This window comes from Roseobacter sp. (assembly GCF_039970775.1).
Lineage (GTDB): Bacteria > Pseudomonadota > Alphaproteobacteria > Rhodobacterales > Rhodobacteraceae > Roseobacter.
The window spans coordinates 82,143-107,845 of record NZ_JBDVLG010000026.1 but is presented as its reverse complement, the minus strand read 5'-3'; the positions used below and the strand labels follow the sequence as shown (position 1 = coordinate 107,845).

The following is a 25,703-nucleotide window of genomic DNA, read 5'->3' as shown; positions in this document are numbered from 1 at the left end:
GCGGCAAACCCACGCCAGTGTCCACGGCCAAATCACGCCGACCCGCGCCCAAAGCACCGTGATGTGAGCGCCCCAAGGTGGACGTCTGCACAGACTTCTGACACTTCTTTGCGCTAAGGTTCACAACAGACGCAAGATTTAGGGCGGGCGCAATGGGTTCAAAGACAGATATACACCTCACACGGCGCCGCGTTTTGGCATCACTTTTGGCCAGCGCCGCGGTACCACAGATTGCCGTCGCACAGACGTCTGCCCCGTCACAGCCGTTTTCGTATGAAACGCTCAAAACCCTGATGGAACAGCGGGCACAAACGCCAGATACCCCTCCTGCGTTGCTAGATAGTTTCCTGACGGATCTAAGTTACGATGACTACCGCAACATCGCCTTTCGGTCAGATGCGGCGCGGTGGTCCGATACAAATCTGCTGTTCCATGTGTCATCGTTCCATCCCGGATGGCTCTACCGTGAACCGGTGCGCCTGCACGAGGTCCACAATGGCACCGCCCGCGAACTGACCTTCACGGTGGATGATTTCAAATATTATAACGACCTAGGCGACCGCGTGCCGCCCCATGCTCAGCTGTCAGGTGTTGCCGGTTTGAAGGTGTCGCATCCGCTCAACAAGGGTGGTCTGTTTGACGAATTGGTGACGTTTCTGGGGGCCAGCTATTTCCGGGCCCTTGGAAAGGGAAACAGCTATGGCCTGTCCGCGCGCGGCTTGTCTATCAACACGTGGCTGCAAGGCCCCGAAGAATTCCCCCGGTTTTCCGAATTCTGGCTAGAACGGCCCACAGACGATGCCGACACCCTGACGATATATGCGGCATTAGACAGCGCATCTGTGACCGGCGCCTACCGGTTTGAGATCACCCCCGGCGATGACACCGCGATCGACGTCGAGGCGACGCTGTATTTCCGGACCTCTGTGGCGCAGCTTGGGCTGGGGCCGCTGACCTCGATGTTCTATTTTGCAGAGCATTCAAACCGGGGGTTTGACGATTTCCGCCCGCAAGTACACGACAGCGATGCATTGCAGATTTTGCGCAAAGATGGGGATGTGCTGGTGCGGCCCCTTAACAACCCGCCGCGCGTCTCAAGCTCGTATTTCACCGAACCTGACATGGCGCAGTTTGGCCTGATCCAACGGGATCGCGACTATGAAACCTATCAAGACGCAGGCGCGCGCTACCATGACCGCCCATCTGTGATGATAGAGCCGTTGAATGCATGGGGGTCCGGGTCAGTCAGGCTGGTCGAAATCCCTGCCGCGCTCGAGATTGAAGACAACATCGTGCTGTTCTGGGTGCCCGACACGCCCCCGCAAGCCGGCGAAACACGCACCTATCGCTACCGCATGCATTGGGGCGCCCTGCCGCCAAATGCCACCAATGAGTTGGCTTGGGTCAAGGCCACGCGCGCAGGTGTGGGCGGTCCATCCGGTGTGCCGGTGACAAACCCCAACCTGCGCAAATTTGTGGTGGATTTCGACGGCGGCGCATTGGCAGACATGCCCGAAGACGCCGATATTATGCCCGTGGTCACCGCCTCTGCCGGGACGCTGGATGCGCCGGTATTGCATAAAATCAACGAGGTAGACGCAGGGCGTTGGCGCATGATCATCAACATTGATGGCGCAGATAACGACCTGATCGAGCTCACAGCGCATGTGGCTGGCCCAGATCGCAAACTGTCGGAAATCTGGTTGTTTCAGTGGGTCCGCGACCCCAATGCGCCCCCCGGCGAATAGCACGCCACACGATATTCGGGTGATCCATCGCGGCACGTGCGTGGCTGCAGCCCGCGTGCGCCAGATAGACCACAGCGGCGAAAACCGCTGGGGCAAAACACCTTTGTGGACCGGTTCCCCAAGGTGCAGTAAGGTTCGTCCAAGGCCCCCTTTTTTGGTCACGTTCCGCGGGGCTCATTTTTTACGGCGTGCGTGGACTGATTTTGTTGAGATTGATTATTAAATTCCGATTGTTATGGGCGCTTCCTACGTTGGTTGTCGCAACATTAATCGACATGAGCGGACACGCAGGTATTATCCTGCCCGTGCCGTTCATTTCCCTTCTGGTCAGCGTCGTGGTTGCTGGCATCTTTGGCGGTCTGGTCCCCGGTTTAATCGCGGGGCTGATATCGACCGTTCTCATCATTCATAGCTATCAACTGGGGATCGGCCCGGCAGAGCTAACCGGCAACCTTTTCCACGCGGTCGTTGGGTCCGTGGTCTTTACCGCCATCGGTGCGCAACTAGGCCGCGTGAAAGATCAATCCGAACTCACCCTGCAAAAACTGGGCCTCGAACGAGAAGGCCTGCGCGCGTCTTTACAGCGCGAAACCACCGCCAAAGATCGGCAAGCGCAAAAGACAACGCAAAGCCAAGAGCGTCTGAAACAAGCTGTCCGCATCTCTGGTATCGGCCATTTCACGTGGGATGCGGCAACGGGAAACTGCACCTATTGTTCTGAACAAAACGCGGCTCACTATGGCATAACGGCCGAAAAATTCATAGAAATCACCGGCGGCAAAGCCCCCTATACCGATTTCGTACATGAAGATGACCGCGACACATTTACCGACGCCATCGCCCGGATCGACCAAGGCGAAAGCCTGGTTTTTGAATTTCGCGCGGTGCAGCCCGATGGCGCGTTCAAATTCATTCGACAGATCGTAGAACCCGTGTTTGACAAGGCCGGGCAGCTTGTCGAAATCGTTGGATGCAGCCTAGATTTGACCGATCTTCGCGAGGCCGAAGCCCGCGTCAGGCAATCCCAGCGCATCGAGGTTGTCGGCACGTTGACCGGCGGTATTGCGCATGAATTCAACAACTTGCTGGCCATTACGCTTGGGCACATCGAACTTGCACTAGAGGTCGATGACCCGACCGACAGGCATGAACTGCTCAGCGAGGCCATTGACGCCACATACCGGGGCGCCGAGCTGACGAAAAACCTGCTGAGCTTTGCAGGCAAGGCGCATCTGGAACCCACGCGACTAAACCTGAATTCCCATATCCAAGATTCTATCGCTTGGGGGCTGCGTATTTTGCCAAAGAACGTGGCCCTTAAAAATACGCTCTCCCCCGATCTGTGGGACACCGAATTGGACACCGCGTCGTTGGATACCGCGATCATCAACCTGCTTTTGAACGCCCGTGACGTCATGCCAACCGGCGGGACAATCGCGATTGAAACCGACAATATGACCGTCGAGCCAGACCACACGTTAGTCCATCACGGGAAACTGTCGCCCGGGAATTATGTGGTGCTATCGGTCACCGACACCGGGCACGGCCTCAAGGCGCATCAACTTGATACCATTTTTGAGCCCTTCTACAGCGATAAACCCGTGGGCATGGGCTCGGGGCTGGGGTTGTCCATGGTACACGGGTTCATGAAACAATCGGGCGGCGCGGTGCATGTTGCATCCGAAGTCGGCCTTGGGGCGACGTTTCAATTGTACTTTAAGGCCCTCAATACGCCCGCACATTCTCACTATCCAGACGGGGCCAAACACAAAATCGATATCACGGCCCAAGCCACGGTTATGATCGTCGACGACGAGCCTGCCATCGTGCGCATCCTGCAACGCACCCTTGAAGGCGCGGGCTACAATGTGGTCGCAGCCGAAAGCGGGGATGAGGCTTTGGTGATATCCGAGACCTTGGGCACATTGGACGTGCTGTTGACGGATGTTTCTATGCCGGGCACGCTTCAGGGCCCATCTTTGGCGTCAAAAATGCGGATGGCCCGCCCGGATTTGCCGTGCATTTTCCTGACCGGCCATTCTGCGAAGTACGAAGGCGAAACAACGTCTCTGGGGGCCCCCAACATCCGGCTGACAAAACCCGTGGGTCAGGTTGAGATCTTGCGCACCGTCGCGCAGGTACTGGGGCGCGACCACCCCTACCCCAAAGAAACAATCATGGACGGCGCCCCACAACAACACCCGTAGGGACCACCGTTAGGGCGACGAGCGTCGCGATTTCTGGTTAAATCTCGCCTTTGCAAAGGGTTGCGTCGAAATCCGCACCACGTCTCTCCATAGAATTCCATTCAAATCTGGCTTTGACATGGTTCGATGTTTCGCATACTCGAAGTGTATCCAACCGGATACAAAATGGGAAGACGATGCCAGACGCACAAAAATCCAGTGGCCAACACGCCTATGACGCCCTCTTGGCACAGATACGCGCAGGCAATTTCGAACCCGGTGATCGTCTGCGCGAAGAAGACGTTGCGGCCCGGCTCACCCTGTCTCGGACCCCAGTGCGCGAAGCGTTGCGGCGGTTGGAAAGTGACGGCATCATCGAACACCGCCCACGGGTTGGTGCCGTGATCCGAACGCTCAGCCACACCGAAGTCGTGGAGCTGTATGAAATGCGCATGGTGCTCGAACGCACCGCTGCCGAAATGGCCGCAAAACACGGTGCGGATGCCGAATTTGATGCGCTTGATGCGATGAACACCCAGATAGAAACGCACCGCGATCATCCCGCACATGGCGCCGCGCTAAACCAAGATTTCCATCGTGGGCTGTATCTGGCCGGGCGCAATCGTTTCTTGTTGGATGCGTCGCGGGTGCTGAACAACGCGTTGATCTTGCTGGGCCCCACCACCTACACGGATCCAAACCGTATCGATGTGGTGGTGCGGCAGCACCGCGCCATCATCGCCGCCTTTCGCGACCGCGATGCCAATGCCGCAGGCGCCGCAGCGCAGGCGCATTTACAGACCTCGCTGTCTCACCGCCTCAAGGGGCCGCGCGCATGAAGGCCGTTACCATCGCGTTTGTCGTCGCCGGTATAGGTGTTGCGGTGTTCCTCAAGCTACAGCTGCCTTTGCCGTGGCTTTTGGGGCCGATCTGCGCCTGCCTGCTGGCCGCGTTGTTGCGGGTGCCGCTCGCCGGTGTCGCATCGGTTAACGATGGGATGCGCACCATTTTGGGCGTGGCCGTGGGCGCAACGTTGACTCCAACGGTTTTGGCCAGCCTTCCCGCGATGTGGCCCACGCTGGCGCTGGTTCCCGTGATGATCATAGCCGTTGGCTGCGTCGGGGTTCCATATTTTCAACGGTTGTGCGGGTATGATTTCCCCACCGCGTATTACGCAACAATGCCCGGCGGCCTGCAAGATATGATCTTGTTTGGCGAAGAAGCCGGCGCCAACCCCCGCACGTTGAGCCTGATCCACGCCACCCGTGTGCTGGTGATCGTGGCCAGCCTGCCGTTTTTGATGAAAGGGATCTGGGCCGCAGACCTGACCCGCGCACCGGGGGCACCGGCAACTAGCATTCCGCTCATTGAACTGGGCGTGATGACGGTATGCGCCATCGTCGGCTGGCGGTTGGCGAAATGGGCGGGGATGTTCGGCGCATCTATCCTAGGCCCGCTGATTGTTGCCGCCGTCTGCGCGATGACCGGCCTGTTGCACCACCGCCCCCCCGCCGAGGCCATTTGGGCCGCGCAGTTCTTTATTGGCATGGGCATCGGGTGCAAATACGCAGGCGTCACGCTGGCTGAGGTTCGCAAAGATCTGGTGGCCGGTCTGGGGTTTTGCGCGCTGTTGATCCTGCTCACGGTGGTGTTCGTCGAGGTCATATACAATTTGGGTTTGGCCTCCGGGATGGAGGCACTGCTGGCCTTTGCCCCCGGTGGGCAGGCCGAACTGACCGTGCTGGCCCTTATTGTTGGCGCCGATGTCGCATTTGTGGTCGCGCACCACATGCTCCGGATTTTTATGGTGATCTTGGGCGCGCCCGTCGCAGCAAAGCTATTTAACGCCCCGCCTCCGGGATAACAGCGCGCCTCATCAGGCGGTGTTCGCGCCCGACCCCAAAGGCAACCTGTGTGATCGCCCCACCCCAAGGCACCGCCCGCGTGGCGCTGCCTTGGCCGCGCGCGTTCGATGTTGCCACGCCAAGCGTCACAAGAAGGACCGCAACGCCCAGCCCAATGCGGTCACTGGCCGCCATGCGTCCCTTTTTCAGCTGCCGCCATCTCATTGCGCAGCCACCGTTTCGAGCCCCGGCAGCATATCGACGATCTCTTTCCACGCCGGTCGGCTATCGCGGCCTTCTTTGCCCAAGCCAAAGACCTGAAAGATCAGCATGCCTTGGGCATCGAAAGCTTCCACAGACACGGCCGGGCCCCGTTGCGTTGGTTTTTCCACCGCCCATACCTCGGCGATATGATCGCCGCGCAGATGCAAGTTGAACCCCGGATCCATGATATTTTGCCACGGCCCCATCGGGCGCAACGTCTCGATGGGGCCAGTGTGGATCTGAATGCAGCCGCGATTGCCCACAAACAACATAATCTCGATCTTGCGGTCCCGGACAGTTTCCAACATTACCTCAACCGCGCCCGGCGACAACGCCCGCACAAACGGCGCCCCCGCGATCCGGTACGCCCCCAACCGGTTCATTTTAAGCTTGGAGGCCAGCCGCAGGAATTGATGCGTATCGGTCAGCCGCGTCCATTCTTTGCGCAACACATCCGCCTTTTTCGGGTCCGACTTTGGGGGTTCGGCGGGCTGGCGGGCCGCTACGGTCAGGGTCTGGTGCTGATCCGGTAAGGCGATACGGCCTTGTGCATCCGCCCATGCGCTCAAATCAGCCTCATCGCGCAAAAACACCTTGTGGATCGCGTCGCCCGCCGCATCAAACACCTGCAGGCTGCGCCGCACACCCGCATCGGTTTCGCGTTCAACCATGAACCCGTGGCACCAATGGCTGGGGAACATGCGCAGGTCTATGTCGTGGGTCAAAACCATCGCAGCATGGTTGCCGGTGTGGTAATTCTCGTAGACGCCGATCTTTTCATGCACACAAGAAACGTTGCGCGTCAACGCCATCGTTTCGCCAAACCCAACCGCCGCGGCCATAATGTGATCTGGATGGGCCGCCACCGCTGTCGCACCATGGCCCACGTGTGCAGCCACCAATTGCGCCTCGGAAATCCCTAGTTTTTCGGCCAGATCACGGTCGCGTATCTTGCTATCTTCGGCCCGGGTTGCGCGGATGTTTTCGGCGGTCAGGTCGGTCATCATGATGCATCAAGTCCTGTCAATGAAAGGGGTGAACGCTGCCTTTACGGGGGTCATGTTAGAATACGTCCGCACGGTCGACCGCCCCGTCGTGATGCAGCGGACATTCAGCCAGCGTGGTCATGAACGCGTCAAGCTGCACCAAAACGGCATCGGTTGAATTGCCTTCGCACAGCATCATCAACTGCAAGCGCGCCAATTGGGGGCGGCCGTGTCTTTGACCGTTTATCGCACAAATGAGGCGTCTTTCATGTTCCGTCAGGATCTTGCAGCAACCCGGACAATCAGGGTTGCTATACATAAACATCGACCGTCGCCCCCGCCGCACCGCCTGCAACAACGCGATCAACCGCGCGGCGACAACGGGCCCGTTTGTTGGGCCAAACGCGGCTGCGGCACGGGCAAATCCGCGCATCCAGTTTTGCGATTGCGGTTCTGCGAAGGTGCTTATGAAAAACCTTAAGATATCGAGACAGACAATATCGACCGCATCCAGACCCGCCTCTTCAACACGGTGCTCCTTGGCCGCGGGGTCGCGGTGACAGTCCTCAGAAATCTTGCGCGGTTGCATGTGCAGGCCCTTTATCCGGTCGCGCCGACCACACACGACCATGGCGGCGTGACAGGTAGGCGTGCATCTCAAACAGATGCCATTTGTGATGATCACCGGGCTGGCCCAAAACGCCAAGGGGGGCTAGGTTTCTATTAACTGACAAATTTTATCGGGTATTGCAAGATGTTTCACACCACCAGCGGCAGGGCTATGCAATGCCGCCGATAGTGGGTGCCCGCGCATCGGTAGAACCTGACCCATTCAGGATGAGACGGCATACCGCTGCTCAAAAACGCTCAGCCTTCGGCGATGTTCACAGGTTGCCCTGTTGTCCAGGATTGCGTCGCCGCATCGGCCAGCATTTGGGCACGCAGACCATCTGTGATGTCCGGGCGCAAAGCGGTGCCTGCGCCTAGAGCCGATACGAAATAGGTCATTTCCGCCAAATAGGCTGCCTCGTACCGCTCCAGGAAAAAATGTTGCGCGGGGGCGGTTGCAAACCCCGATTGTGTTGCAATTTCAACGGTGTGCTCGTGCACGTTGGCCGCACGTAACATGCCCGTCGACCCATGCACCTCGATGCGCTGATCATAGCCGTAAGTCGCGCGGCGCGAATTGCTGATCTGGCAGATCTTGCCGCTGGCGGTTGTCAGGGTCACTGCGGCGGTGTCGGCATCCCCTGCTGCGCCGATCTCGGCGTCCACCAAGGCGCTGCCCACGGCAAACACCGATGTAGGTTCTTCGCCCAGCAAAAACCGCGCCATATCCAGATCATGGATCATCATGTCGCGGAAAATCCCGCCGGAGCTTTTGACATAGCTAACCGGAGGCGGGGATGGGTCACGCGACAAAATCGTCACGATTTCAGCGTCTCCGATGTCGCCCTGTGCAAGGCTGGCCTGCAAATGCGCGAAGTTCGGGTCAAACCGCCGGTTGAACGCGGTCATAAACGGCGCACCCGCCTGTTCAACCGCCTTGATACAATCGCGGATGCGGTCGGCCGACATGTCTATAGGCTTTTCGCAAAAGATCGCCTTACCAGCAGCCGCAGCCGCATGGATCAGGGCGTAATGCGTGTCTGTGGGGGTGCCAATCACGACGGCATCTACCTCGTTGTTCGCGATCAGCGTGTCACTGTCCATGACCTGTGCGCCCGTTTTCGCGGCCAAAGCCTGCGCAGCCGCTGGCATCGCATCGGACACCGCAGTGACCCGCGCGCCAGCGATGCGCGATATCGATGCGGCATGCACGGCGCCAATGCGTCCGCACCCCAAAAGCCCGATGTTCAGCATGAGGCGTCTCCTTTAAATCCACGCAAGACGGCGCGCGTGGCCGCGACCAGCGGGTCGTGTGTGTCCTTGAGAATACTCACCCGGTCGAACCTGTCTGTGTCGCTATTCACCGCCGACCGCAATGCCGCACCAAAGGCCATGCGCAGTTCGGTCCCGATGTTGAATTTGCAAATGCGCGATCCGCGCGCCAAGGCCTGCCGTTGCGCCATTGGCACGCCGGACCCGCCGTGGATCACCAAAGGCACCTGTGTGATCGCCTCGATGGCGCGGATGCGTGGTTCGTCCAAGCCGCCGTCTTTGTCCTGTTGCAGATGCACGTTGCCCACAGAAATCGCCATGGCGTCCACCCCGGTGTCACGGGCAAATTGCGCCGCCTCGTCGGGGTCTGTACCAGCCGAGGCCGCGCCATCGGTGTACCCGACAAAGCCGATCTCGCCCTCGCAGGACATACCGGCGGCATGGGCTAGTTGGACAATCGCCGCCGTCTGGTCGATATTTTCCTGCAACGGCAACCGCGAGCCGTCAAACATCACCGAGGTAAACCCCGAATCCAGCGCCTCGCGGCATTCGTCCGCCGTATAGCCGTGATCCAAATGCGCCACGACAGGCACGCTGGCCGCGTCTGCGAGATGGCGAAACATTTTGCCCAAAACCGGCAGCGGCGTATGGGCGCGGCACGATGGCCCCGCCTGTAAAATGACCGGCACGCCTTCGGCTTCGGCGGCGGCGACATAGGCGCGCATGTCCTCCCAGCCCAGCGTGACAAGGCCCGCGACAGCGTGGCCCTGTTTCAACGCAGGCTGCAGGACGTCGGCAAGTGTGACGAGCGGCATAATTGGGTCCGATCTTGATATCTGACGGGTGGCCTGAGGCCGCTATTTGAACTTTGCGACCATGTCTTTGATGCCAGGGATCGTTTCGATCTGGTAGGCGTGTGTGGGCTGGAAAAACTGCACCAGACTGCGCTGTGACAACCCACCCAGAATGGTGAAATAGTACATTTCATAACCCGGCATCACCGCGCAAGGGTGGTACCCTTTGTCGATGCACACGGTTGACCCATCCATCAATTGATACGCGTCTCCAGGCTTGCCCTCTTCGCGCTGCAAGATCTGCACACCGGATCCGTGATTGGGCCGAAACCGGAAATTATAGGTCTCGTCGTGGCGTGTTTCGTGGGGCAAATTGTCAGTGTCGTGCTTGTGCGCAGGGAAACCAGACCAGCCGCCCTGCCCTACGGTGAACAATTCAGACACCAACAGCCGCCCAACTTTTCCGTGTTGTTTCTGGCCAAGGATGTGTTTGATTTTACGGTGCGTTTTGGTGTCATCCGACCCGTATTGCACCTTGTCCAGCTCGGCCACACGCACATCAAACGGGTCAAGCACCTTGTCGTATTTGGCACCGGCAATAAAAACCTCGGCCGCGTCCGACGTACACACCATACGCACCTTGGCCCCCATCGGCACATAGACGCCCTCGGGCTCGCCATCCCAGACATCAACGCCGCGATTGCCCAGCGCGTTGAACGCCACGCCTTCGATTTCCACATCAATTGTGCCTGTCGCCGGAACAACGCAGGTCTCGTAGCCGGGCACCTGATATTCAAAGCTTTGGTCTTTGGTCAGCTTGACGATGTTGAAATAATTCAGCGGTACCGTCGGGTCATCGGCGTCTACGATGGGGGTGTTTTTATTATCATGTGGGGCGATATGCATAGGGTTATCCTTCCTGGGCCATCGTTGGGCCGGGGTGATCGGCGAGAAACGCCTCAAGAGCTTGGGTATCGGGCATGGCAGGCGCGCAACCGGGGCGGGCCACCACATGGGACGCGCAGGCAGAGCCGCGCAGCACGGCCTCTGGCAGGGGGCGGCCTTGGGTCAGGCTGGCCAGTAAACCGGCCATGAAACTGTCGCCTGCACCCGTAGGTTTGACCGCCGCAACCGGGTAGATACCCGTGCGCGTTTCAGCGCCATCTGCACAGGTAATCGCACCTTCAGGGCCCATTTTATAGATCACGATCTTGGCCGTGGTCGTGGCCAAGGTGCGCGCTTTGGCCAAACCTTTGTCAATGTGACCGGCCATAAACCCGAATTCTTCGTCGTTACCGACAATCACATCGGCCATATCACCCGCCCGCGTGAGCACCTGCGCGGCGTCTTCCGCCGATGGCCAACTGTAGGGGCGGTAATCGATATCAAACAAGATCGGCAAGCCCGCGGCCTTGGCCTTTTCAAAGGCGCGAAAGGCCGCACTGCGCGATGGCTCCGCCGCAAACACCGTGCCTGCCGTCAGCACCGCGCCGTATTTGGTGAAATCAATCGCCTCGATATCGTCCAACGACATCTGAAAATCAGCTGCATTATTGCGGTAGATCACCGATTGATGCTCTTTGATGCGGGTCTCATAGACGGCCAACGACGTGCGCGGTTCGCCGGTCACGCGTTTCACATGGGTCCGGTCAACGCCGTAGGCATCCAGTTGCCCTTCGCAATACCAGCCCACCGCGTCATCCGACACCGCAGTGACCAGCGCCGCCTTGCACCCCAGTTTGACCAACCCAGCCGCCGTATTGGCCGCAGATCCGCCCATACCGACGCACATAGTCGTGGCCTCCCGCGTGCGGGTACCTGGCGGGTCGGGGAACAGATCCATCCCAACCCGACCGATGACCAGATAATTGCCCGTTGCCAACGCATCCATGACCATCAGATCCCCTTCCTTTGACGGTCGCGCGCGCTTTCCCATTGCGTATGGGCGGCGCGGACTTTTTCAGACGTCGACACATGGGGTGTGCCGCATTCCCACCACGTGTGGCCTTGGGCCGTCCAGCCTTCGTAAGGGTCGACCTTCATGACGATCACGCTGGTTTTATCTGCCGCCTGCGCACGTTTGAACGCCGCGCCCAATTCCGCCGGGTTGGCGACCGTTTCAGCCAGCGCGCCCATCGACGCGGCATGCGCCTCAAAATCCACCGCAAAGGGTTCGGGGACTGTGGGGCAATCAGCTATGAGGTTGTTAAAGCTTTCGTTGCCGGTGTTGTTTTGCAATTTGTTGATGACGGCAAAGCCGCCATTGTCCAGCACCAGAATGATCAGTTTTTTGCCGGTTAATACCGACGAATAGACATCTGAGTTCATCATCAAATACGACCCGTCGCCGCAAAAGGTAATGGTGTCGCGGTCTGGTTCCCGTTCGGCCTGAGCAATGCGTGCGCCCCACGCCCCCGCGATTTCATAGCCCATACAGGAAAATCCGAACTCGACATCGACTGTCCCCGCATCAAGGGTGCGCCAGTTGGCGGTGACCTCGGCCGGCAACCCGCCCGCTGCCGCCACGATCCGGTCGCGCGGATCGCACAGCGCGTTCACCACCCCGATGGCCTGCGCGTAGGAATTTGGCCGGTTGTCGCCGTGGGCCACATTGCCCGCCACATAAGCCGCCCATGTTGCGCGTTCGGCCTGCGCCGTTTCTACCCATGACCCAGGCGCGGTGTATCCGTCCAAACCGGTGCTTAATGCTGTTAGCCCCAGCTTGGCATCCCCAACCACCGTCAAAGACCGGTGCTTGGCCGCGTCGTGCCGCCCCGCGTTCAGCGATATAAACCGAGCGCGCCGGGCAAAGGCTGTCCATGACCCGGTGGTGAAATCCTGCAACCGCGTGCCGACCGCCACAATCACGTCAGCCTTTTCGGCGATCGCATTGGCGCTGTCAGACCCGGTCACCCCGATGGGGCCGATGTTCAGCGGATGCGTATCAGTCAGGTTCGCACGGCCTGCGATGGTTTCCACCACGGGGATCTGATGCGTTTCCGCAAAGGCGGTCAGTTCGGCCACCGCGCGGGAATATTGCACCCCACCACCTGCGATAATCATGGGCCGCTGCGCCGTCTTCAGCGCCGCAATCGCATCACTGATTTCATCGGCATCCGGCACCTGACGGCGAATGCGGTGCACACGCTTTTCAAAGAACTCATCAGGGTAATCATAGGTCCACCCCTGCACGTCCTGCGGCAACCCGATAAACGCAGGCCCGCAATCGGCAGGGTCGAGCAATGTCGCCAAAGCCGCAGGCAACGATTGGATGATTTGCGCAGGGTGCGTGATCCGGTCCCAGTACCGGCTAACCGCGCGGAACGCGTCATTCACACCCAGAGTTGGATCATTAAAATGTTCCATCTGTTGCAGTACCGGGTCAGGCAATCGCGTCTGGTATGTATCGCCACACAGCAACAGCATCGGCAACCGGTTGGCATGGGCCAATGCCGCCGAGGTCAGCAGGTTCGACGTGCCCGGCCCCGCCGACGCCGTGCACAGCATGAACCGTTGGCGCAGCCATTGCTTGGCATACCCCGCAGCGGCGAATCCCATGCTTTGTTCATTCTGCCCGCGATACAGCGGCAGCGTGTCTTGCACGTTATAAAGGGCCTCGCCCAGACACGGCACATTGCCGTGGCCAAAAATGCCAAACCCACCCCCACAAACGCGCATTTCCACGCCGTCAATGATGATGAATTGATTATCGAGCCACTTGATAATGGCTTGGGCGGTGGTCAGCGTTTGAAAAGTCATGGCGCAGAGGATCCTGTTGCAATTATTTCGACCAAACGATTTCACATCTTGAACAGGTCTTGCCCTCACGATACTAATTTTGCAACCGGTTGCAAACGGAATTTGAAAAAAGGATCCGTCGATGGCAGAGATTGGGATAGGCATTGTTGGCGGTGGCTACATGGGCAAGGCCCATGCGGTGGCCATGTCCGCAGTTGGCGCCGTTTTTGACACAGCCTTGCGCCCCCGACTAGAGATGGTCTGCGCCACGTCACCGGCCAGCGCCGAACGTTATCGCGCCGCCTTTGGTTTTGCACGAGGCACGGACGATTGGCGCGCGTTGGTCGCAGACCCGCGCGTCGAGGCGATTGTGATTGCCAGCCCGCAAGACACCCACCGCGCCATTGCCGAGGCTGCTTTTGCCCTTGGAAAGCCGGTGTTTTGCGAAAAACCGCTGGGCGGGTCGCTGGATGACAGCCGCGCGATGGTTGCGGCGGCACAGGCCGCAGGCGTGGCCAACATGAGCGGGTTCAACTATATCCGTACCCCCGCCAGCCAATATGCGCGCCAGTTGATCACCGATGGTACGATTGGCGACATCACGTGGTTTCGGGGTGAACACACCGAAGATTTCCTAGCCGACCCGCAAACACCGGCCACTTGGCGCACCACAGGTGACGCCAATGGCACGATGGGCGACCTGGCCCCACATATGGTGAACGCGGCTTTGGCCTTGCTGGGCCCAATTGACCGGCTGATCGCCGAGGTTGAAACCGTGCATGACACGCGCCCCGGCGGCACCGTCACCAATGATGACCACGGCCAATTTATGTGCCGGTTCGCCAACGGCGCCATGGGGCAGATGTATTTCTCGCGCATCTCGTCGGGGCGAAAGATGGGATATGCCTATGAAATAACAGGCACAAAAGGCGCGATCCGCTTTGATCAAGAAGATCAAAACGCGTTGTGGCTGTACCGGATGGAAGGGCCCGAGGCGACGCGCGGTTTTACCAAAATTCTGACCGGCCCTGCGCATCCTGATTATGCACCCTTCTGTCAGGGACCGGGGCACGGCACCGGATACCAAGATCAAATCCTTATCGAAGCGCGCGATTTCCTGCGCGCCATAGAGACAGGCCAGCCCGTCTGGCCAACCTTTGAGGACGGCATGGAGGTGGGTCGTGTGATCGCCGCCGCCATGGCGTCGTCAACCGACAAAACCTGGAAAACCATTTCTGATTTTTAATACAAAGGGCGACCTGAATGACGATACGAATTGGCAATGCGCCCTGTTCCTGGGGTGTGGAATTTGCAGATGACGCACGCAATCCAACCTGGAAATCCGTGCTGCAAGACTGCGCGGATGCGGGATACAAGGGCATTGAACTGGGCCCGGTCGGCTATATGCCAGAAGACCCAGCTATTTTGGGCGACGCGTTGGCCGCCCATGATCTGGAATTGATCGGGGGCGTCGTGTTTCGGCCGTTTCATGACCCAGATGCATGGAGTGAAGTGCTGGATGCCGCCCACCGTACCTGCACGGCGCTCAGCGCGCATGGGGCACAGCATCTGGTGTTGATTGATTCGATCTCGCCGCGCCGGGCGCCGACTGCGGGCCGTGCCTCGGAGGCCGAACAGATGGACAGCGCCGAATGGGCCGCGTACCGCGACCGGATCGCCACCATCGCAAAGCTGGGCACCGAAGATTACGGGCTGACCGTGGGCATCCACGCCCATGCCGCGGGCTTCATGGATTTCGAGCCAGAGCTGGAACGGCTGCTGTCCGAAGTCGACGACAACATCTTGAAGATTTGCTTTGATACCGGCCACCATTCCTATGCGGGGTTTGACCCGGTGGGTTTCATGAAACGTCATATAAACCGCATTTCTTATATGCATTTCAAAGACATCGACCCTGCGGTGAAGTCTGGCGTGATCGCCAAGCGCACCGGGTTCTATGACGCCTGTGGCCAAGGTATTTTCTGCAATCTGGGCCAGGGCGATGTGGATTTTGCAGCCGTGCGTCAGGTGTTGTTGGACGCCAATTTTGAGGGTTGGTGCACCGTTGAGCAAGATTGCGACCCGCTGTTGGATCCCGACCCCGTCGGCGATGCCAAAGCAAACCGCGAATATCTCGAATCCATTGGTTTTCAGTAAGGAATACGGACCATGACAAGGTTGAATTGGGGCATGATCGGGGGCGGCGCAGGCAGCCAGATCGGGCCCGCGCACCGTTTGGGCGCACAAGCAGACGGTAACTTTGTGCTGGCGGCGGGCGCATTGGATGTAGACGCCGAAAAGGGCCGCGCCTATGCGCAATCATTGGGCGTGGCAGCCGACCGCGCCTACGCCAACTGGCAAGACATGCTAGACGGCGAACGCGACCGCCCCGACCGGGTCGATCTGGTGACCGTGGCGACCCCCAACAGCACCCACTTTGAGATCACCAAGGCGTTTTTGCAGGCCGGTTTCAACGTTTTATGCGAAAAACCCATGACAATGACCGTCGAAGAAGGCGAAGAGATCGTGCGCGTGGCCGAGGCCAGCGGCAAGATTTGCGCCGTCAACTATTGCTATTCGGCCTATCCGATGGTGCGCGAAATGCGCCAGATGGTCAAAACCGGGCAGCTGGGCAAGGTGCGGCTGGTGGTCGCCAACTTTAGCCACGGCCACCACGGCGACGCCACCGACGCCGACAACCCGCGCGTCCGTTGGCGGTATGACCCCGCGATGGCAGGCGTATCGGGGCAATTCGCCGATTGCGGCATTCACGCGATGCACATGGCCAGCTTTATCGCCGGTGACGAGGTGCGCAGCCTGTCCGCTGATTTTGCCTCGACGATCCCGTCGCGCGAACTGGAAGACGACGCGATGGTGAATTTCCGTACCGAGGGCGGTACCGTTGGGCGTTTGTGGACGTCTTCGGTGGCGATCGGGCGGCAACATGGGTTTGATATTCAGGTGTTCGGCGAAACAGGCGGGCTGCGTTGGGCGTCTGAACAGCCCAACCAAGTCTACTACACCCCGGTTGGTGGCCGTACGCAGATCATGGAAAAAGGCGAAGCAGGCCTGTCAGACGAGGCCGGTCGGTTGTCGCGCGTGTCCATCGCCCACCCCGAAGGCTTCCCTTTGGCCGTCGCCAACATCTATGTGGATCTCGCCGCCGCGATCAACGGCGCACCGCGTGACGCCCTGCCCTTGGCAACGGATGGCTTGCGTTCCATGGCGGCGGTTTATGCGGCGGTCCGGTCCGCCAAAGACGACGGCGCGTGGGTCGACGCCCGACCGCCGATGTTTACGTAAACCTCTCAGGAGGCGCGCCCAACTGACGGGCGCGCCATTGACGGCCCCGGTTCAGACAGGCACGGTCTGCGTCAGAAACCAGCATTTGAGGGCAAAGCCGATGTGGCATGGGACGTTGTTGAATATTCATACCGCAGTCGAGGTTCGCGCGCCGATGGACGCACACACCTCAATCCGCCTGATCGAAGGGCGCGGCGTTGAGGGGGACCGGTATCTGACCGGACGTGGGAAATATTCACAGATCCCCGACATCCGAGAGGTCACCTTGATTGAAATCGAAACCCTCATCGCCCTCGACCGCGACCATGGCATCACCCTGACGCCAGATGAACACCGGCGCAATCTGACGACCTCGGGCGTGCCTCTCAACCATTTGGTCGGCAAACGTTTTCGGGTGGGCGATACGATTTTGTTAGGTGGGCGGCTCAACACCCCTTGCCGGTATCTCGACCTAGTGACCGACAAAAGCGTCTATGATCTGATGCATCATCGCTCTGGGTTGAACTGCTCTATCGTCCAGGGTGGGATGATATCTGTTGGCGATGTCATACAGCCCGAATAGCGGTTAATTCTGCGGCGGCAGCGGCCGCAACGTGCCCCGTTCCACAATCGAGGACGGAAAGACGCGGGCCTCGGGGTAGCGGTCTGGTTCGTCCAGCATGGCAACCATGAGTTCAATCGACGATGTCACGATCTGCCTGATGGGTTGGTGGATCGTGGTCAGGTTAATGCTCTCCCAGCGCGACATTTCCATGTCGTTCAACCCGATCACCCCGATATCGTCGGGCACACGCAACCCACTTTCGCGGATCGCCGACAGCACCCCAATAGACAACACGTCATCGCCGCAAAAATATGCCTCAGCTGGGTTTGCACGCATCAACCGCAACATCTCGCGACGGCCCGCATCAAAGGAATAAGCATCGGCAAAACTATAGCTGGCCTTGATGTCGCGATGCGCGGCCAGTTCCGAGAAGAACCCCGCATAGCGATCTTGGGTCGATGTCGCACTTTCCGGCCCGCCCAAAAAGGCAACGTTGCGGTAGCCGCGCGCCACCAACGTGCGCGCCGCCATCCGCCCGCATTCTACGTTGTCGATGCTAACGACGTGCACCTCGGGCGCGCCGGATGACCGGCCAAAACTATGCACCACGGGCACGCCTTCATCCCGGAACGCTTTGGCGAACCCCGGCGGCAACGTCGACGACGCAACCACAGCACCATCAACCGAATACTGCCGCAACATGCGCACCGATGTCTGCGGGTCGGTTTCGTCCGACAGGTTCACCAACAAAGGCCGCAGCCCACGGTCCTGCAAACCACGGGTGAAAAGATCAAACACCTGCAGGAAAATCGGGTTGTGAAAGTTGTTCGACACCAGCCCGATAAGTTTGGTCCGGCCCGTCGTCAGCGACGAAGCCAGCGCGTTGGGGCTATACCCCAGATCGCGGGCGGCCCGTTCAACCTTGCGGCGCATTTTATCAGACACCGACGCGCCGTCTGTAAATGTGCGCGACACCGCAGACCGGGACACCCCCGCGCGTATTGCGACTTCTTTAAGTGTGACGGCCATAGGGTTCGGTCCGGTTTTCTATCTGTGCGCCCTCGTTTCTATCGCAAGGGCTGCCTTTGTGCAGCATGAAACAGGCCTTGATATTTTGCAACCGGTTGCAAAAAATCTTAACGCATGCTTAAATCGGATTCGAAGGCGTGACACAGTCACCCTTTTGCCATGAGAACGGTGCATCCTTGGGAGGATAACATGACAACATTGATGAAAAAGCTGGTGATGGCGACGGCACTCGTCGCTACACCTTTTCTGACAGCACAAACCGCCGCCGCTGAGGGCGAAAAATACATTCTCGTCAGCCACGCCCCTGACAGCGACACTTGGTGGAATACCATCAAAAACGGCATCGCGCTGGCCGGTGAACAGGTCGGCGCAGACGTCGAATACCGCAACCCGCCAACAGGTGACATCGCCGATATGGCGCGGATCATCGAACAGGCCGCAGCCAGCCAACCCGATGGTATCATCACAACACTGGCCGACTACGATGTTCTGAAAGGCCCCATCAGCGCCGCCGTTGATCAAGGCATTGACGTGATCATCATGAACACCGGCTCACCGGATCAGGCACGTGAATTGGGCGCACTGATGTATGTGGGCCAGCCCGAATATGACGCGGGTTTTGCCGCCGGCCTGCGCGCCAAAGGCGAAGGGGTCACCAACTTCTTGTGTGTGAACCACGCGATTGAACAACCCACAGTCGGCGAACGGTGCCGCGGATACGCGGACGGCCTGGGCATTGATCTGGGCAACGCGATGATGGACAGCGGCAAAGACCCGTCGGAAATCAAAAACAAGGTACTGGCGTATTTGTCCGCCAACCCGGATGTAGACGGCATTCTGACCTTGGGCCCGGTGTCGGCTGACCCAACCATCGCCGCGCTGGAAGAAAACGGTTTGGCTGGCGAAATCCACTTTGGCACCTTCGATCTGGGTCAAGAAATCGTAAAAGGCATCAAAGACGGCGTGATCAACTGGGGCATCGACCAACAGCCCTTCTTGCAGGCCTACATGCCTGTCGTGATCCTCGCCAACTGGGACCGCTACGGCGTTCTGCCCGGCAACAACATCAACTCTGGCCCCGGTTTTGTCACCAAAGACGGGCTGACCAAGGTTGAGGCTTTCGCCGGCGAATACCGCTAATCTCACATCTCCACGGGGGCGGCTTCGCAAGACGAATGCCGCCCTTTTTTTCCCATTTTACCCGCCGAAGGACACGTCATGGCTGACACAGCCCAAACCGATGAGCGAATAAAAGACATTTCCTCCCTGCGCCGCGCCCTGATCCGCCCCGAATTGGGCGGCATCGTTGGCACCGTCGCGGTTTTTACACTTTTTGCACTTTTTGCCTTTGATAGCGGCATGTTCAACAGCCAAGGCATCATCAACTGGTCCGTTGTTTCAGCCCAGTTTATGATCATCGCCGTCGGGGCGTGCCTGCTGATGATCGCCGGTGAATTTGACCTCAGCGTTGGGTCCATGATCGGCTTTGCGGGCATGATGATTGCGGTGTTCGGCGTGGTCCTCGCGTGGCCGATGTGGATGGCGATCATCATCACCTTTGTGATCTGCTGCGCGCTTGGGGCGCTCAATGGTTGGATTGTGGTGCGCACGGGCCTGCCCAGCTTTATCGTCACATTGGCATTTTTGTTTATTTTGCGCGGCTTTACGATCTACATCCCGCAAACCATTGAACGCAAAACCATCATCGGCGGCATCCGCGACGCAGCCGAAGGCGACTGGCTCGCGCCTATGTTCGGCGGCAAAATCGGCCAACCCTTGTTTCAGTGGCTCGGCGATATGGGGGTTATCGGCGTCTTCGAACGCGGCAGCCGGGCGGGTCAACCGGTGGTCGATGGTATCCCCATGTTGATCGTCTGGGCGCTTGTCTTGATCTTTTTGGGGCACGTTTTGCTGACACGCACGCGGTTTGGCAACTGGATCTTTGCCTCTGGTGGCGACGCCGAAGCCGCGCGCAATTCGGGTGTGCCAGTGAACAAAGTCAAGATCTTAATGTTCATGAGCACCGCATTTTGCGCCACAGTTTTGGCTGTCTGTCAGGTGATGGAATTCGGGTCGGCGGGCGCGGATCGTGGGTTGTTGAAGGAATTCGAAGCCATCATCGCTGTGGTCATCGGTGGCGCGCTTTTGACGGGTGGTTACGGGTCCGTCATCGGGGCCGCGTTGGGCGCGCTCATCTTTGGCGTGGTGCAACAGGGGCTATTCTTTGCCGGTGTGGAATCCAGCCTGTTTCGCGTGTTTCTAGGGGTCATCTTGCTGTTTGCGGTCATCCTGAACACCTACATCCGCCGCATCATCACAGGAGAACGCTGATGTCCGATATCATTATCCAGATGCAAAATATCGAAAAGCACTTCGGCTCTGTCATCGCGTTGGCGGGGGTGTCGGTGGATGTGCACGCAGGCGAATGCCACTGCCTGTTGGGCGACAATGGCGCGGGCAAATCGACCTTTATCAAAACCATGTCAGGGGTGCACAAACCCACCAAAGGCGAGATCGTTTTTGAAGGCCAACCCCTTGATTTTGCGGACCCGCGCGATGCGATGTCTGCGGGGATTGCAACGGTGCACCAGCATCTGTCGATGATCCCGCTGATGTCGGTCAGCCGCAATTTCTTTATGGGCAACGAACCCCTTAAGAAAGTCGCGGGCATGCGATTTTTCGACCATGAATTCGCCAACCGCGTGACCATGGAAGAGATGCGCAAGATGGGCATCAACCTGCGCGGCCCGGATCAGGCGGTGGGCACTCTGTCGGGGGGCGAACGCCAGACCGTGGCGATTGCACGGGCGGTTTATTTTGGCGCCAAAGTTCTGATTTTGGACGAACCGACCAGCGCATTGGGCGTACGCCAGACGGCGAACGTATTGGCCACCATCGACAAAGTCCGCAAACAAGGCATTGCGGTGGTGTTCATCACCCACAATGTGCGCCACGCGATGGCAGTGGGCGACAGGTTCACCGTGCTCAACCGCGGCCAAACCTTGGGCACGGCCCTGCGCGGCGAGATCACCCCTGAAGAACTACAAGACATGATGGCGGGGGGGCAAGAATTGGTGCAACTCGAAGGCAGCCTTGGCGGAACAGTCTAGCACCTAACACATCAGGGCCCTGCCGGTGCAGCCGGTGGGGGCCTGTGATCCCTCTCTGGCTGTCTTGTTCGGCACGGATGCTGTTAGTTAACCTTTTCCTAGGCAATACCTTAACCTTGCCGTGACACCACAACCCAGCAGACGATCGTAAACGCGCCGCTCATCGAAACACAGTACCCCGCTCAGCTGGGGTCGATCCAAGCGCTGTCATTTGCGGATAAATCCAGCCCATACGCCGTGCGCATCTGCTCGATAAAACCGAGTGTTTCGGTGTCGAAAGAGGCTTTGCCTTCAAAGCTGTGGAGCAAGATACCCTCCAGCAGATCCCCCAAAGACATCTCTTGTTGCGCAGCGACGGCTTTTAAAACCTTCAATATACGCTTTTCAATACGCACGCCCGTCTGCACGCGTTGTGGCTTTTTATTCGTCATTATCTCAATCACAGGTAACTAAAATTCCAAGGACGGAATGTAACGTTTACGGCCCCAACTGGAAAGAAGAGGTTAACGCTATCCTGACGCAAATGCGCCTTTTGTGAACAAAACATGCTGTTCGCTGCAACTGGAGATACGCAAATATACGCAGGCGCACGGTTGGGTTGTCCAAAGGCGTGCAAATTAACATTCACCTGCGGTTTATTAAGGCTCTAATCCGTGCTGATTCACTATGTTTCGCCCCACAATCACCAATGGCCACCGTCCTCCTTGCACCCCTAAGTCATCGCAGATTTGGCGTGATACTTACCGGTTTTCGTGGCCCGCCCGAGGGGATCTGACGGATACAATCACCTGCCGGAAGTCGGCGAAAAAGACGCGTGGCCTGTCAATCGAATGATTGAAGATTGTGGTGGCCCTTGAAGCACAAATGTACTTGAGACACTTTAAGAAGTGCGGGTGGGCATCGGCAAATGGTTAACCAACGGCACCGTTGACCGCCCCAATGAAGCCTACGCCTGCAAAAAGAACCTACCCCTGTGGGTCAATTTGAAACCTGGGTTTTGCACCAATACGTAGGACGCGTTGCTTTCCTAGCATCACATTTACAATTCATCGTATTGTCTAACGCCATCATTCCGTTAAAATTTGAAATGTGCCTGATACCTGAAGCCAGCTTTGCTTGCGACGTTAGCAAATTATATGCATCACTAAAATCGATTTAACTTTCCTTACGAACGAGGCACCATGCCTTTTGCCAAGAACTAGATAGCCTGCACCGCCACTGTGCGGGCGATGACCGCGAATGTCAGCTTTGCAAACGACACGCTGGTCGTTGTTGCAGATGAATGGCCCCGTTTTCAGACGAGAAATTACCGAGCCATGGGATCTCGCTGGACGTTACACGGGCCGTCTTGAACCGCGCAGGCTGCGACGTGCAAATAGCCATTCTCCCGTGGAACCGCGTCGTCACTGGCGCGCGAAACGGCGACTATGACATCATCACAAGCCTTTTTCACGACCCCGAAATGGAGACGTTTCTCAACTATTCGGAACCGTTCTTTGAAGCCCACGTGAAATTCGTCCGCGCAATCAGGTCGGACACCGTGTTTGATGGTTTGTCATCGCTCGCGCCCCACTCCATCGCCGTCGGCAAGGGGCTCCTTTATAACCCCGCTTTTGACGCCGCCGACGACCTCAATAAATTCGAAGTCACGACAACATTGCAAGCTGTTCAAATGGTCGCCGCCGGCCGCGTTTAGCTGACCTTCGAAAACACCGATGTCATCAATCACGCGATCAAAACGAAGCCCCCGACCTCGCCACGCGGATCCAGTTCATCTACCCGTCGTTGGCAGAACAGCACATTCACATGGCGGTTTCCCAGCACAGAACCGACCAGACAGCATCGCCAAAGCCTTTAACGCGGCCCTTGCCCAAATGTGCGCTGCTCGTGAAACATCTCGCGGACCAAGCACCATGTTCGGTCGTTAGAATAATCGCCTCGCGTTCAGGCTGCTCATCTGGGTATTGGCGAGCAACACAATCTTGTCGTTGCTCGCAACTTCAGGGCAGCTATATCTGTCGTTCCTTCGGCAAAATGACACGCTGAGTGAGGTGACATCCCAAATCGAAACGGGGTTCGGCCGAGGTCTTGGTGCCGCATTGCGAGACTTTGACACCCGCCAAATCGAACATATTCTGGGCGGTATATACACCCGTAACGAGGTCGCATCGGTGACCTTGCGCTCGCCCGAGGGTTTGCTGTTGGAACATGGCTCTGACGTGGCAAGTCAGACTTTGCAAATAGAAACTGTGACCCTTTTGCATAAAGATCCGGTACGCGGAGACGTCGAGGTTGGAACTCTCGACATTGGGCTAAGTCGCGCGGAGATTTGGGCAAACCTCTACGCCCAAGCCTTGGTTTTTTCTGCTCCAATATGGCCAAAACCAGCCTTGCCTCTATCGCTATTCTGGCGATTTTCTTCAGGCTGGTCAGCCGCCATCTGCGCGAAATATCAACATTTGTATCGCGACCCGATTGGCCCATATCAGGCCCCGCCCTAGAGCTTGCCCGACCGCACCACACCACACCACCGACGACGACCTCGATGCGATCAGGCGCGCCATCAACACAATGCCCGCGCAGTTTGAAGACATGGGCAAGGGGTTCAACGCTGCATCCGAACAGCTGCGTATTGCGCTCGACACCACGATGAACGGCATCATCGGTCTGGATGAAGCGGGACATGTGAACGTCATCAACCCCGCGGCGCGCCATATGTTGGACGGCAAACCCGAACCGTCTCCGTTTCTTTGGCCCGAAGGTGTCAAGTTTCTGGATACGCTGGACTTGCATCCGCCTGATGCCTCCGCAGATCCGATAAATCGCGCGTTGGCAGGTCAGGTTCTGACCGGCGAAACACATCTGATGACACGGGAAAACAGGTACGAAAACCGCTATAAGCGCATTCCAGCGTCGTGGTGACGGACCCCGCCAGTGATTTGCGCTGCGTTATCGTACTGGATGACGTGTCCATGCTCGAAAAAAACCGCCAGCAGATCGAACGCAAAGGCCGTCTTGATACGCTTGGCCAATTGACCGATGGCATCGCGCATGACTTTAACACCCTGCTGGCGACGATCCTCTATGCGATGCAGATAACTTGTCTGCACGCTCAGACCGGGTGCTTGAAACGGCACTGAGTGCTGTGGAACGTGGGCGCGACCTGACGGGACGTTTTCTGGCATTTGCAAAACGATAACTCGGATTTGCAAAGTCGCGTTCAACCCTTGAAATATTCAACGAATTCAAAACACTTTCCCGCCCCGCGATCGAGGGAATGGCTGGTATCTCTTTTGTTGATCTGGCCCCGGATGTCTTGATTTACTGCGATCACGGGCAGCTTGATAATGCGCTGTTGAACCTAGCCTTGAACCTCCGTGACGCGATTTTGCGCTGCGGCAAAGGCAGCAAGATCATCGTCAAAACCCGTGCCGTGAACGAGATCGATGTGGACCGTGATCTGCGCCGCGAAGATCTTCACGCCTACATCACGCAAGGAATGAAAAGCGAGCACGCCAAGGACGTCGCCCGTCACGATTCACGCGCTTATCGCTACATCGGAATCTCTGTAACGGACGACGGGCCCGGCATGTCCGACGAGGTAAAGCGCCGAGCGATTGACCCGTTTTTCACCACCAAGGATAGCAATTCGGGGAAGGGTTTGGGCCTGTCGATGGTGTATGGATTTATCCAACAATCAGATGGCGAATTGCTGATCTATTCGGAGGCAGACTTCGGCACCACGGTCCGCATTGTTTGCCCCGTGGTACGGCCGAAAATGAACGCGAAAAACCAATCACGTGGTTGCCGATAACGCGCGGGGATGACCAGCGCATTTTGGTCGTGGAAGACGAAGAAAACCTGTTGGAGATATTGTGGCACCGATGTCGCAAAAACCATACCCACCTGTCGAATTGGCCGAAATTTTGGCGAAGGCACTGGTAGATCGGCCCCCAAAGGGAGACGCGTGATGCGACGGTATCGACCCACTTTGGCAGGCTGTTTATACGGCACACCAATTTGCGCGCACGGCCCCACAAGCAAAGCGCGCGCACATGCGAGTCTGCGTCAGATGCGATAGAACTGACATCGCTGGGGCGGTTTGGCCTGCTGATTGCGGTTATCATGGTGCGTCAGGGGTCTAAATCTGTGCCTGATGCTGGGATTTCGTTGATCACCCGCGACCATGGGGCGGATATGACACTGGCCAAACCCGCCGACACCCAAGACGTATTGCACGCGGTCGATGTGTTGACCCGCAATAGAAAATGACCGC

At 58.1% G+C, this 25,703-nt stretch carries 26 protein-coding genes; 16 read left to right on the top strand and 10 right to left on the bottom strand.

Annotation, left to right across the window (positions count from 1 at the left end; all coding sequences use genetic code 11):
- Positions 1–152: 152 nt before the first annotated feature.
- From ABJH13_RS05915 to ABJH13_RS05900, 4 genes are all read left to right on the top strand, one after another.
- Positions 153–1,748 (top strand): glucan biosynthesis protein G, encoded by a 1,596-nt coding sequence (locus ABJH13_RS05915; protein ID WP_348405294.1) that lies wholly within the window; start codon positions 153–155, stop codon positions 1,746–1,748.
- A 275-nt stretch (positions 1,749–2,023) separates the two neighbouring features.
- Positions 2,024–3,955 carry a response regulator gene (locus ABJH13_RS05910; protein WP_348405293.1) on the top strand — a complete coding sequence of 644 codons (1,932 nt, stop codon included), beginning with the start codon at positions 2,024–2,026 and terminating at the stop codon, positions 3,953–3,955.
- 176 nt (positions 3,956–4,131) lie between these two features.
- The gene (locus tag ABJH13_RS05905; RefSeq protein WP_348405292.1) at positions 4,132–4,773 is read left to right on the top strand and encodes a GntR family transcriptional regulator; all 642 of its coding nucleotides are present in this window, start codon (positions 4,132–4,134) and stop codon (positions 4,771–4,773) included.
- Positions 4,770–5,798: an AbrB family transcriptional regulator gene (locus ABJH13_RS05900; protein WP_348405291.1), complete on the top strand. Its 1,029-nt coding sequence runs from the start codon at positions 4,770–4,772 to the stop codon at positions 5,796–5,798. The genes ABJH13_RS05905 and ABJH13_RS05900 overlap by 4 nt, the downstream gene beginning before the upstream one ends.
- On the opposite strand, the gene ABJH13_RS05895 is transcribed toward ABJH13_RS05900, so the two are convergent.
- The 8 genes from ABJH13_RS05895 to iolD all read right to left on the bottom strand — a co-directional run bounded on the left by ABJH13_RS05895 (position 5,776) and on the right by iolD (position 13,462).
- Complete coding sequence (locus ABJH13_RS05895) at positions 5,776–6,003, bottom strand: hypothetical protein (RefSeq protein WP_348405290.1); 228 nt, start codon at positions 6,001–6,003, stop codon at positions 5,776–5,778. The two genes, ABJH13_RS05900 and ABJH13_RS05895, sit on opposite strands and share 23 nt — an antisense overlap.
- Positions 6,000–7,046 carry a ChuX/HutX family heme-like substrate-binding protein gene (locus tag ABJH13_RS05890; RefSeq protein WP_348405332.1) on the bottom strand — a complete coding sequence of 349 codons (1,047 nt, stop codon included), beginning with the start codon at positions 7,044–7,046 and terminating at the stop codon, positions 6,000–6,002. Before ABJH13_RS05890 ends, ABJH13_RS05895 begins: the two co-directional genes overlap by 4 nt.
- 58 nt (positions 7,047–7,104) lie before the next feature.
- Positions 7,105–7,617, bottom strand: coding sequence for a hypothetical protein (locus tag ABJH13_RS05885; protein WP_348405289.1), 513 nt, complete (start codon positions 7,615–7,617; stop codon positions 7,105–7,107).
- A gap of 278 nt (positions 7,618–7,895) precedes the next feature.
- Entirely contained in the window at positions 7,896–8,891 is a 996-nt protein-coding gene (iolG, locus tag ABJH13_RS05880; RefSeq protein WP_348405288.1) for an inositol 2-dehydrogenase, read from the bottom strand.
- Positions 8,885–9,724, bottom strand: a complete 840-nt coding sequence (locus tag ABJH13_RS05875; protein WP_348405287.1) for a class II fructose-bisphosphate aldolase — start codon at positions 9,722–9,724, stop codon at positions 8,885–8,887. Before ABJH13_RS05875 ends, iolG begins: the two co-directional genes overlap by 7 nt.
- 42 nt (positions 9,725–9,766) lie before the next feature.
- Positions 9,767–10,609, bottom strand: a complete 843-nt coding sequence (locus tag ABJH13_RS05870) for a 5-deoxy-glucuronate isomerase (protein ID WP_348405286.1) — start codon at positions 10,607–10,609, stop codon at positions 9,767–9,769.
- A gap of 4 nt (positions 10,610–10,613) precedes the next feature.
- Positions 10,614–11,594, bottom strand: coding sequence for a 5-dehydro-2-deoxygluconokinase (gene iolC, locus ABJH13_RS05865; protein WP_348405285.1), 981 nt, complete (start codon positions 11,592–11,594; stop codon positions 10,614–10,616).
- Positions 11,595–11,599: 5 nt separating this feature from the next.
- A complete protein-coding gene (gene iolD / locus ABJH13_RS05860; RefSeq protein ID WP_348405284.1) occupies positions 11,600–13,462 on the bottom strand; it encodes a 3D-(3,5/4)-trihydroxycyclohexane-1,2-dione acylhydrolase (decyclizing) in 1,863 nt (620 codons plus the stop codon).
- Positions 13,463–13,583: 121 nt separating this feature from the next.
- On the opposite strand from iolD, the gene ABJH13_RS05855 reads away from it, so the two are divergent.
- The 4 genes from ABJH13_RS05855 (at position 13,584) to ABJH13_RS05840 (ending at position 17,306) form a co-directional block, all read left to right on the top strand.
- Entirely contained in the window at positions 13,584–14,687 is a 1,104-nt protein-coding gene (locus ABJH13_RS05855) for a Gfo/Idh/MocA family oxidoreductase (RefSeq protein WP_348405283.1), read from the top strand.
- A 17-nt stretch (positions 14,688–14,704) separates the two neighbouring features.
- A complete protein-coding gene (locus ABJH13_RS05850) occupies positions 14,705–15,598 on the top strand; it encodes a TIM barrel protein (protein ID WP_348405282.1) in 894 nt (297 codons plus the stop codon).
- Between the two features lie 12 nt (positions 15,599–15,610).
- The gene (locus tag ABJH13_RS05845; RefSeq protein WP_348405281.1) at positions 15,611–16,744 is read left to right on the top strand and encodes a Gfo/Idh/MocA family oxidoreductase; all 1,134 of its coding nucleotides are present in this window, start codon (positions 15,611–15,613) and stop codon (positions 16,742–16,744) included.
- Positions 16,745–16,898: 154 nt separating this feature from the next.
- Positions 16,899–17,306: an MOSC domain-containing protein gene (locus tag ABJH13_RS05840; RefSeq protein ID WP_348405280.1), complete on the top strand. Its 408-nt coding sequence runs from the start codon at positions 16,899–16,901 to the stop codon at positions 17,304–17,306.
- A gap of 3 nt (positions 17,307–17,309) precedes the next feature.
- On the opposite strand, the gene ABJH13_RS05835 is transcribed toward ABJH13_RS05840, so the two are convergent.
- Positions 17,310–18,317 (bottom strand): LacI family DNA-binding transcriptional regulator, encoded by a 1,008-nt coding sequence (locus tag ABJH13_RS05835; RefSeq protein WP_348405279.1) that lies wholly within the window; start codon positions 18,315–18,317, stop codon positions 17,310–17,312.
- 189 nt (positions 18,318–18,506) lie between these two features.
- Between ABJH13_RS05835 and ABJH13_RS05830 the strand changes: the two genes are divergently transcribed.
- The 3 genes from ABJH13_RS05830 to ABJH13_RS05820 all read left to right on the top strand — a co-directional run bounded on the left by ABJH13_RS05830 (position 18,507) and on the right by ABJH13_RS05820 (position 21,427).
- Positions 18,507–19,457 (top strand): sugar ABC transporter substrate-binding protein, encoded by a 951-nt coding sequence (locus ABJH13_RS05830; protein WP_348405278.1) that lies wholly within the window; start codon positions 18,507–18,509, stop codon positions 19,455–19,457.
- A 78-nt stretch (positions 19,458–19,535) separates the two neighbouring features.
- Positions 19,536–20,648 carry an ABC transporter permease gene (locus ABJH13_RS05825; protein ID WP_348405277.1) on the top strand — a complete coding sequence of 371 codons (1,113 nt, stop codon included), beginning with the start codon at positions 19,536–19,538 and terminating at the stop codon, positions 20,646–20,648.
- Positions 20,648–21,427 (top strand): ATP-binding cassette domain-containing protein, encoded by a 780-nt coding sequence (locus tag ABJH13_RS05820; RefSeq protein WP_348405276.1) that lies wholly within the window; start codon positions 20,648–20,650, stop codon positions 21,425–21,427. Before ABJH13_RS05825 ends, ABJH13_RS05820 begins: the two co-directional genes overlap by 1 nt.
- Before the next feature lie 182 nt (positions 21,428–21,609).
- Here the strand turns inward: ABJH13_RS05820 and ABJH13_RS05815 are convergent, their stop codons facing one another.
- The gene (locus ABJH13_RS05815) at positions 21,610–21,858 is read right to left on the bottom strand and encodes a hypothetical protein (RefSeq protein WP_348405275.1); all 249 of its coding nucleotides are present in this window, start codon (positions 21,856–21,858) and stop codon (positions 21,610–21,612) included.
- Between the two features lie 851 nt (positions 21,859–22,709).
- Here ABJH13_RS05815 and ABJH13_RS05810 point away from each other — a divergent pair.
- The 5 genes from ABJH13_RS05810 to ABJH13_RS05790 all read left to right on the top strand — a co-directional run bounded on the left by ABJH13_RS05810 (position 22,710) and on the right by ABJH13_RS05790 (position 25,699).
- On the top strand, positions 22,710–23,123 hold the full coding sequence (locus ABJH13_RS05810) for a transporter substrate-binding domain-containing protein (RefSeq protein WP_348405274.1): 414 nt from the start codon (positions 22,710–22,712) through the stop codon (positions 23,121–23,123).
- A gap of 875 nt (positions 23,124–23,998) precedes the next feature.
- Positions 23,999–24,349, top strand: a complete 351-nt coding sequence (locus ABJH13_RS05805) for a PAS domain-containing protein (RefSeq protein ID WP_348405273.1) — start codon at positions 23,999–24,001, stop codon at positions 24,347–24,349.
- Positions 24,346–24,567, top strand: a complete 222-nt coding sequence (locus ABJH13_RS05800; protein ID WP_348405272.1) for a hypothetical protein — start codon at positions 24,346–24,348, stop codon at positions 24,565–24,567. Before ABJH13_RS05805 ends, ABJH13_RS05800 begins: the two co-directional genes overlap by 4 nt.
- A gap of 137 nt (positions 24,568–24,704) precedes the next feature.
- A complete protein-coding gene (locus ABJH13_RS05795; protein WP_348405271.1) occupies positions 24,705–25,241 on the top strand; it encodes an ATP-binding protein in 537 nt (178 codons plus the stop codon).
- 206 nt (positions 25,242–25,447) lie between these two features.
- Positions 25,448–25,699, top strand: a complete 252-nt coding sequence (locus tag ABJH13_RS05790) for a hypothetical protein (RefSeq protein ID WP_348405270.1) — start codon at positions 25,448–25,450, stop codon at positions 25,697–25,699.
- The last annotated feature ends 4 nt before the right edge of the window (positions 25,700–25,703 follow it).

Bases quoted from the DNA above. Each gene is read 5' to 3' on its own strand.
- ABJH13_RS05870 (WP_348405286.1), bottom strand. From the start codon at position 10,609: ATGCATATCGCCCCACATGATAATAAAAACACCCCCATCGTAGACGCC.
- ABJH13_RS05810 (WP_348405274.1), top strand. From the start codon at position 22,710: ATGGCCCCGTTTTCAGACGAGAAATTACCGAGCCATGGGATCTCGCTG.
- ABJH13_RS05820 (WP_348405276.1), top strand. From the start codon at position 20,648: ATGTCCGATATCATTATCCAGATGCAAAATATCGAAAAGCACTTCGGC.
- ABJH13_RS05840 (WP_348405280.1), top strand. From the start codon at position 16,899: ATGGACGCACACACCTCAATCCGCCTGATCGAAGGGCGCGGCGTTGAG.
- ABJH13_RS05905 (WP_348405292.1), top strand. From the start codon at position 4,132: ATGCCAGACGCACAAAAATCCAGTGGCCAACACGCCTATGACGCCCTC.
- ABJH13_RS05855 (WP_348405283.1), top strand. From the start codon at position 13,584: ATGGCAGAGATTGGGATAGGCATTGTTGGCGGTGGCTACATGGGCAAG.
- iolD (WP_348405284.1), bottom strand. From the start codon at position 13,462: ATGACTTTTCAAACGCTGACCACCGCCCAAGCCATTATCAAGTGGCTC.
- iolC (WP_348405285.1), bottom strand. From the start codon at position 11,594: ATGGATGCGTTGGCAACGGGCAATTATCTGGTCATCGGTCGGGTTGGG.
- ABJH13_RS05805 (WP_348405273.1), top strand. From the start codon at position 23,999: ATGCCCGCGCAGTTTGAAGACATGGGCAAGGGGTTCAACGCTGCATCC.
- iolG (WP_348405288.1), bottom strand. From the start codon at position 8,891: ATGCTGAACATCGGGCTTTTGGGGTGCGGACGCATTGGCGCCGTGCAT.
- ABJH13_RS05830 (WP_348405278.1), top strand. From the start codon at position 18,507: ATGACAACATTGATGAAAAAGCTGGTGATGGCGACGGCACTCGTCGCT.
- ABJH13_RS05845 (WP_348405281.1), top strand. From the start codon at position 15,611: ATGACAAGGTTGAATTGGGGCATGATCGGGGGCGGCGCAGGCAGCCAG.
- ABJH13_RS05900 (WP_348405291.1), top strand. From the start codon at position 4,770: ATGAAGGCCGTTACCATCGCGTTTGTCGTCGCCGGTATAGGTGTTGCG.
- ABJH13_RS05885 (WP_348405289.1), bottom strand. From the start codon at position 7,617: ATGCAACCGCGCAAGATTTCTGAGGACTGTCACCGCGACCCCGCGGCC.
- ABJH13_RS05850 (WP_348405282.1), top strand. From the start codon at position 14,705: ATGACGATACGAATTGGCAATGCGCCCTGTTCCTGGGGTGTGGAATTT.
- ABJH13_RS05915 (WP_348405294.1), top strand. From the start codon at position 153: ATGGGTTCAAAGACAGATATACACCTCACACGGCGCCGCGTTTTGGCA.
- ABJH13_RS05815 (WP_348405275.1), bottom strand. From the start codon at position 21,858: ATGACGAATAAAAAGCCACAACGCGTGCAGACGGGCGTGCGTATTGAA.
- ABJH13_RS05895 (WP_348405290.1), bottom strand. From the start codon at position 6,003: ATGAGATGGCGGCAGCTGAAAAAGGGACGCATGGCGGCCAGTGACCGC.
- ABJH13_RS05825 (WP_348405277.1), top strand. From the start codon at position 19,536: ATGGCTGACACAGCCCAAACCGATGAGCGAATAAAAGACATTTCCTCC.
- ABJH13_RS05795 (WP_348405271.1), top strand. From the start codon at position 24,705: ATGGCTGGTATCTCTTTTGTTGATCTGGCCCCGGATGTCTTGATTTAC.
- ABJH13_RS05835 (WP_348405279.1), bottom strand. From the start codon at position 18,317: ATGGCCGTCACACTTAAAGAAGTCGCAATACGCGCGGGGGTGTCCCGG.
- ABJH13_RS05890 (WP_348405332.1), bottom strand. From the start codon at position 7,046: ATGACCGACCTGACCGCCGAAAACATCCGCGCAACCCGGGCCGAAGAT.
- ABJH13_RS05875 (WP_348405287.1), bottom strand. From the start codon at position 9,724: ATGCCGCTCGTCACACTTGCCGACGTCCTGCAGCCTGCGTTGAAACAG.
- ABJH13_RS05910 (WP_348405293.1), top strand. From the start codon at position 2,024: ATGAGCGGACACGCAGGTATTATCCTGCCCGTGCCGTTCATTTCCCTT.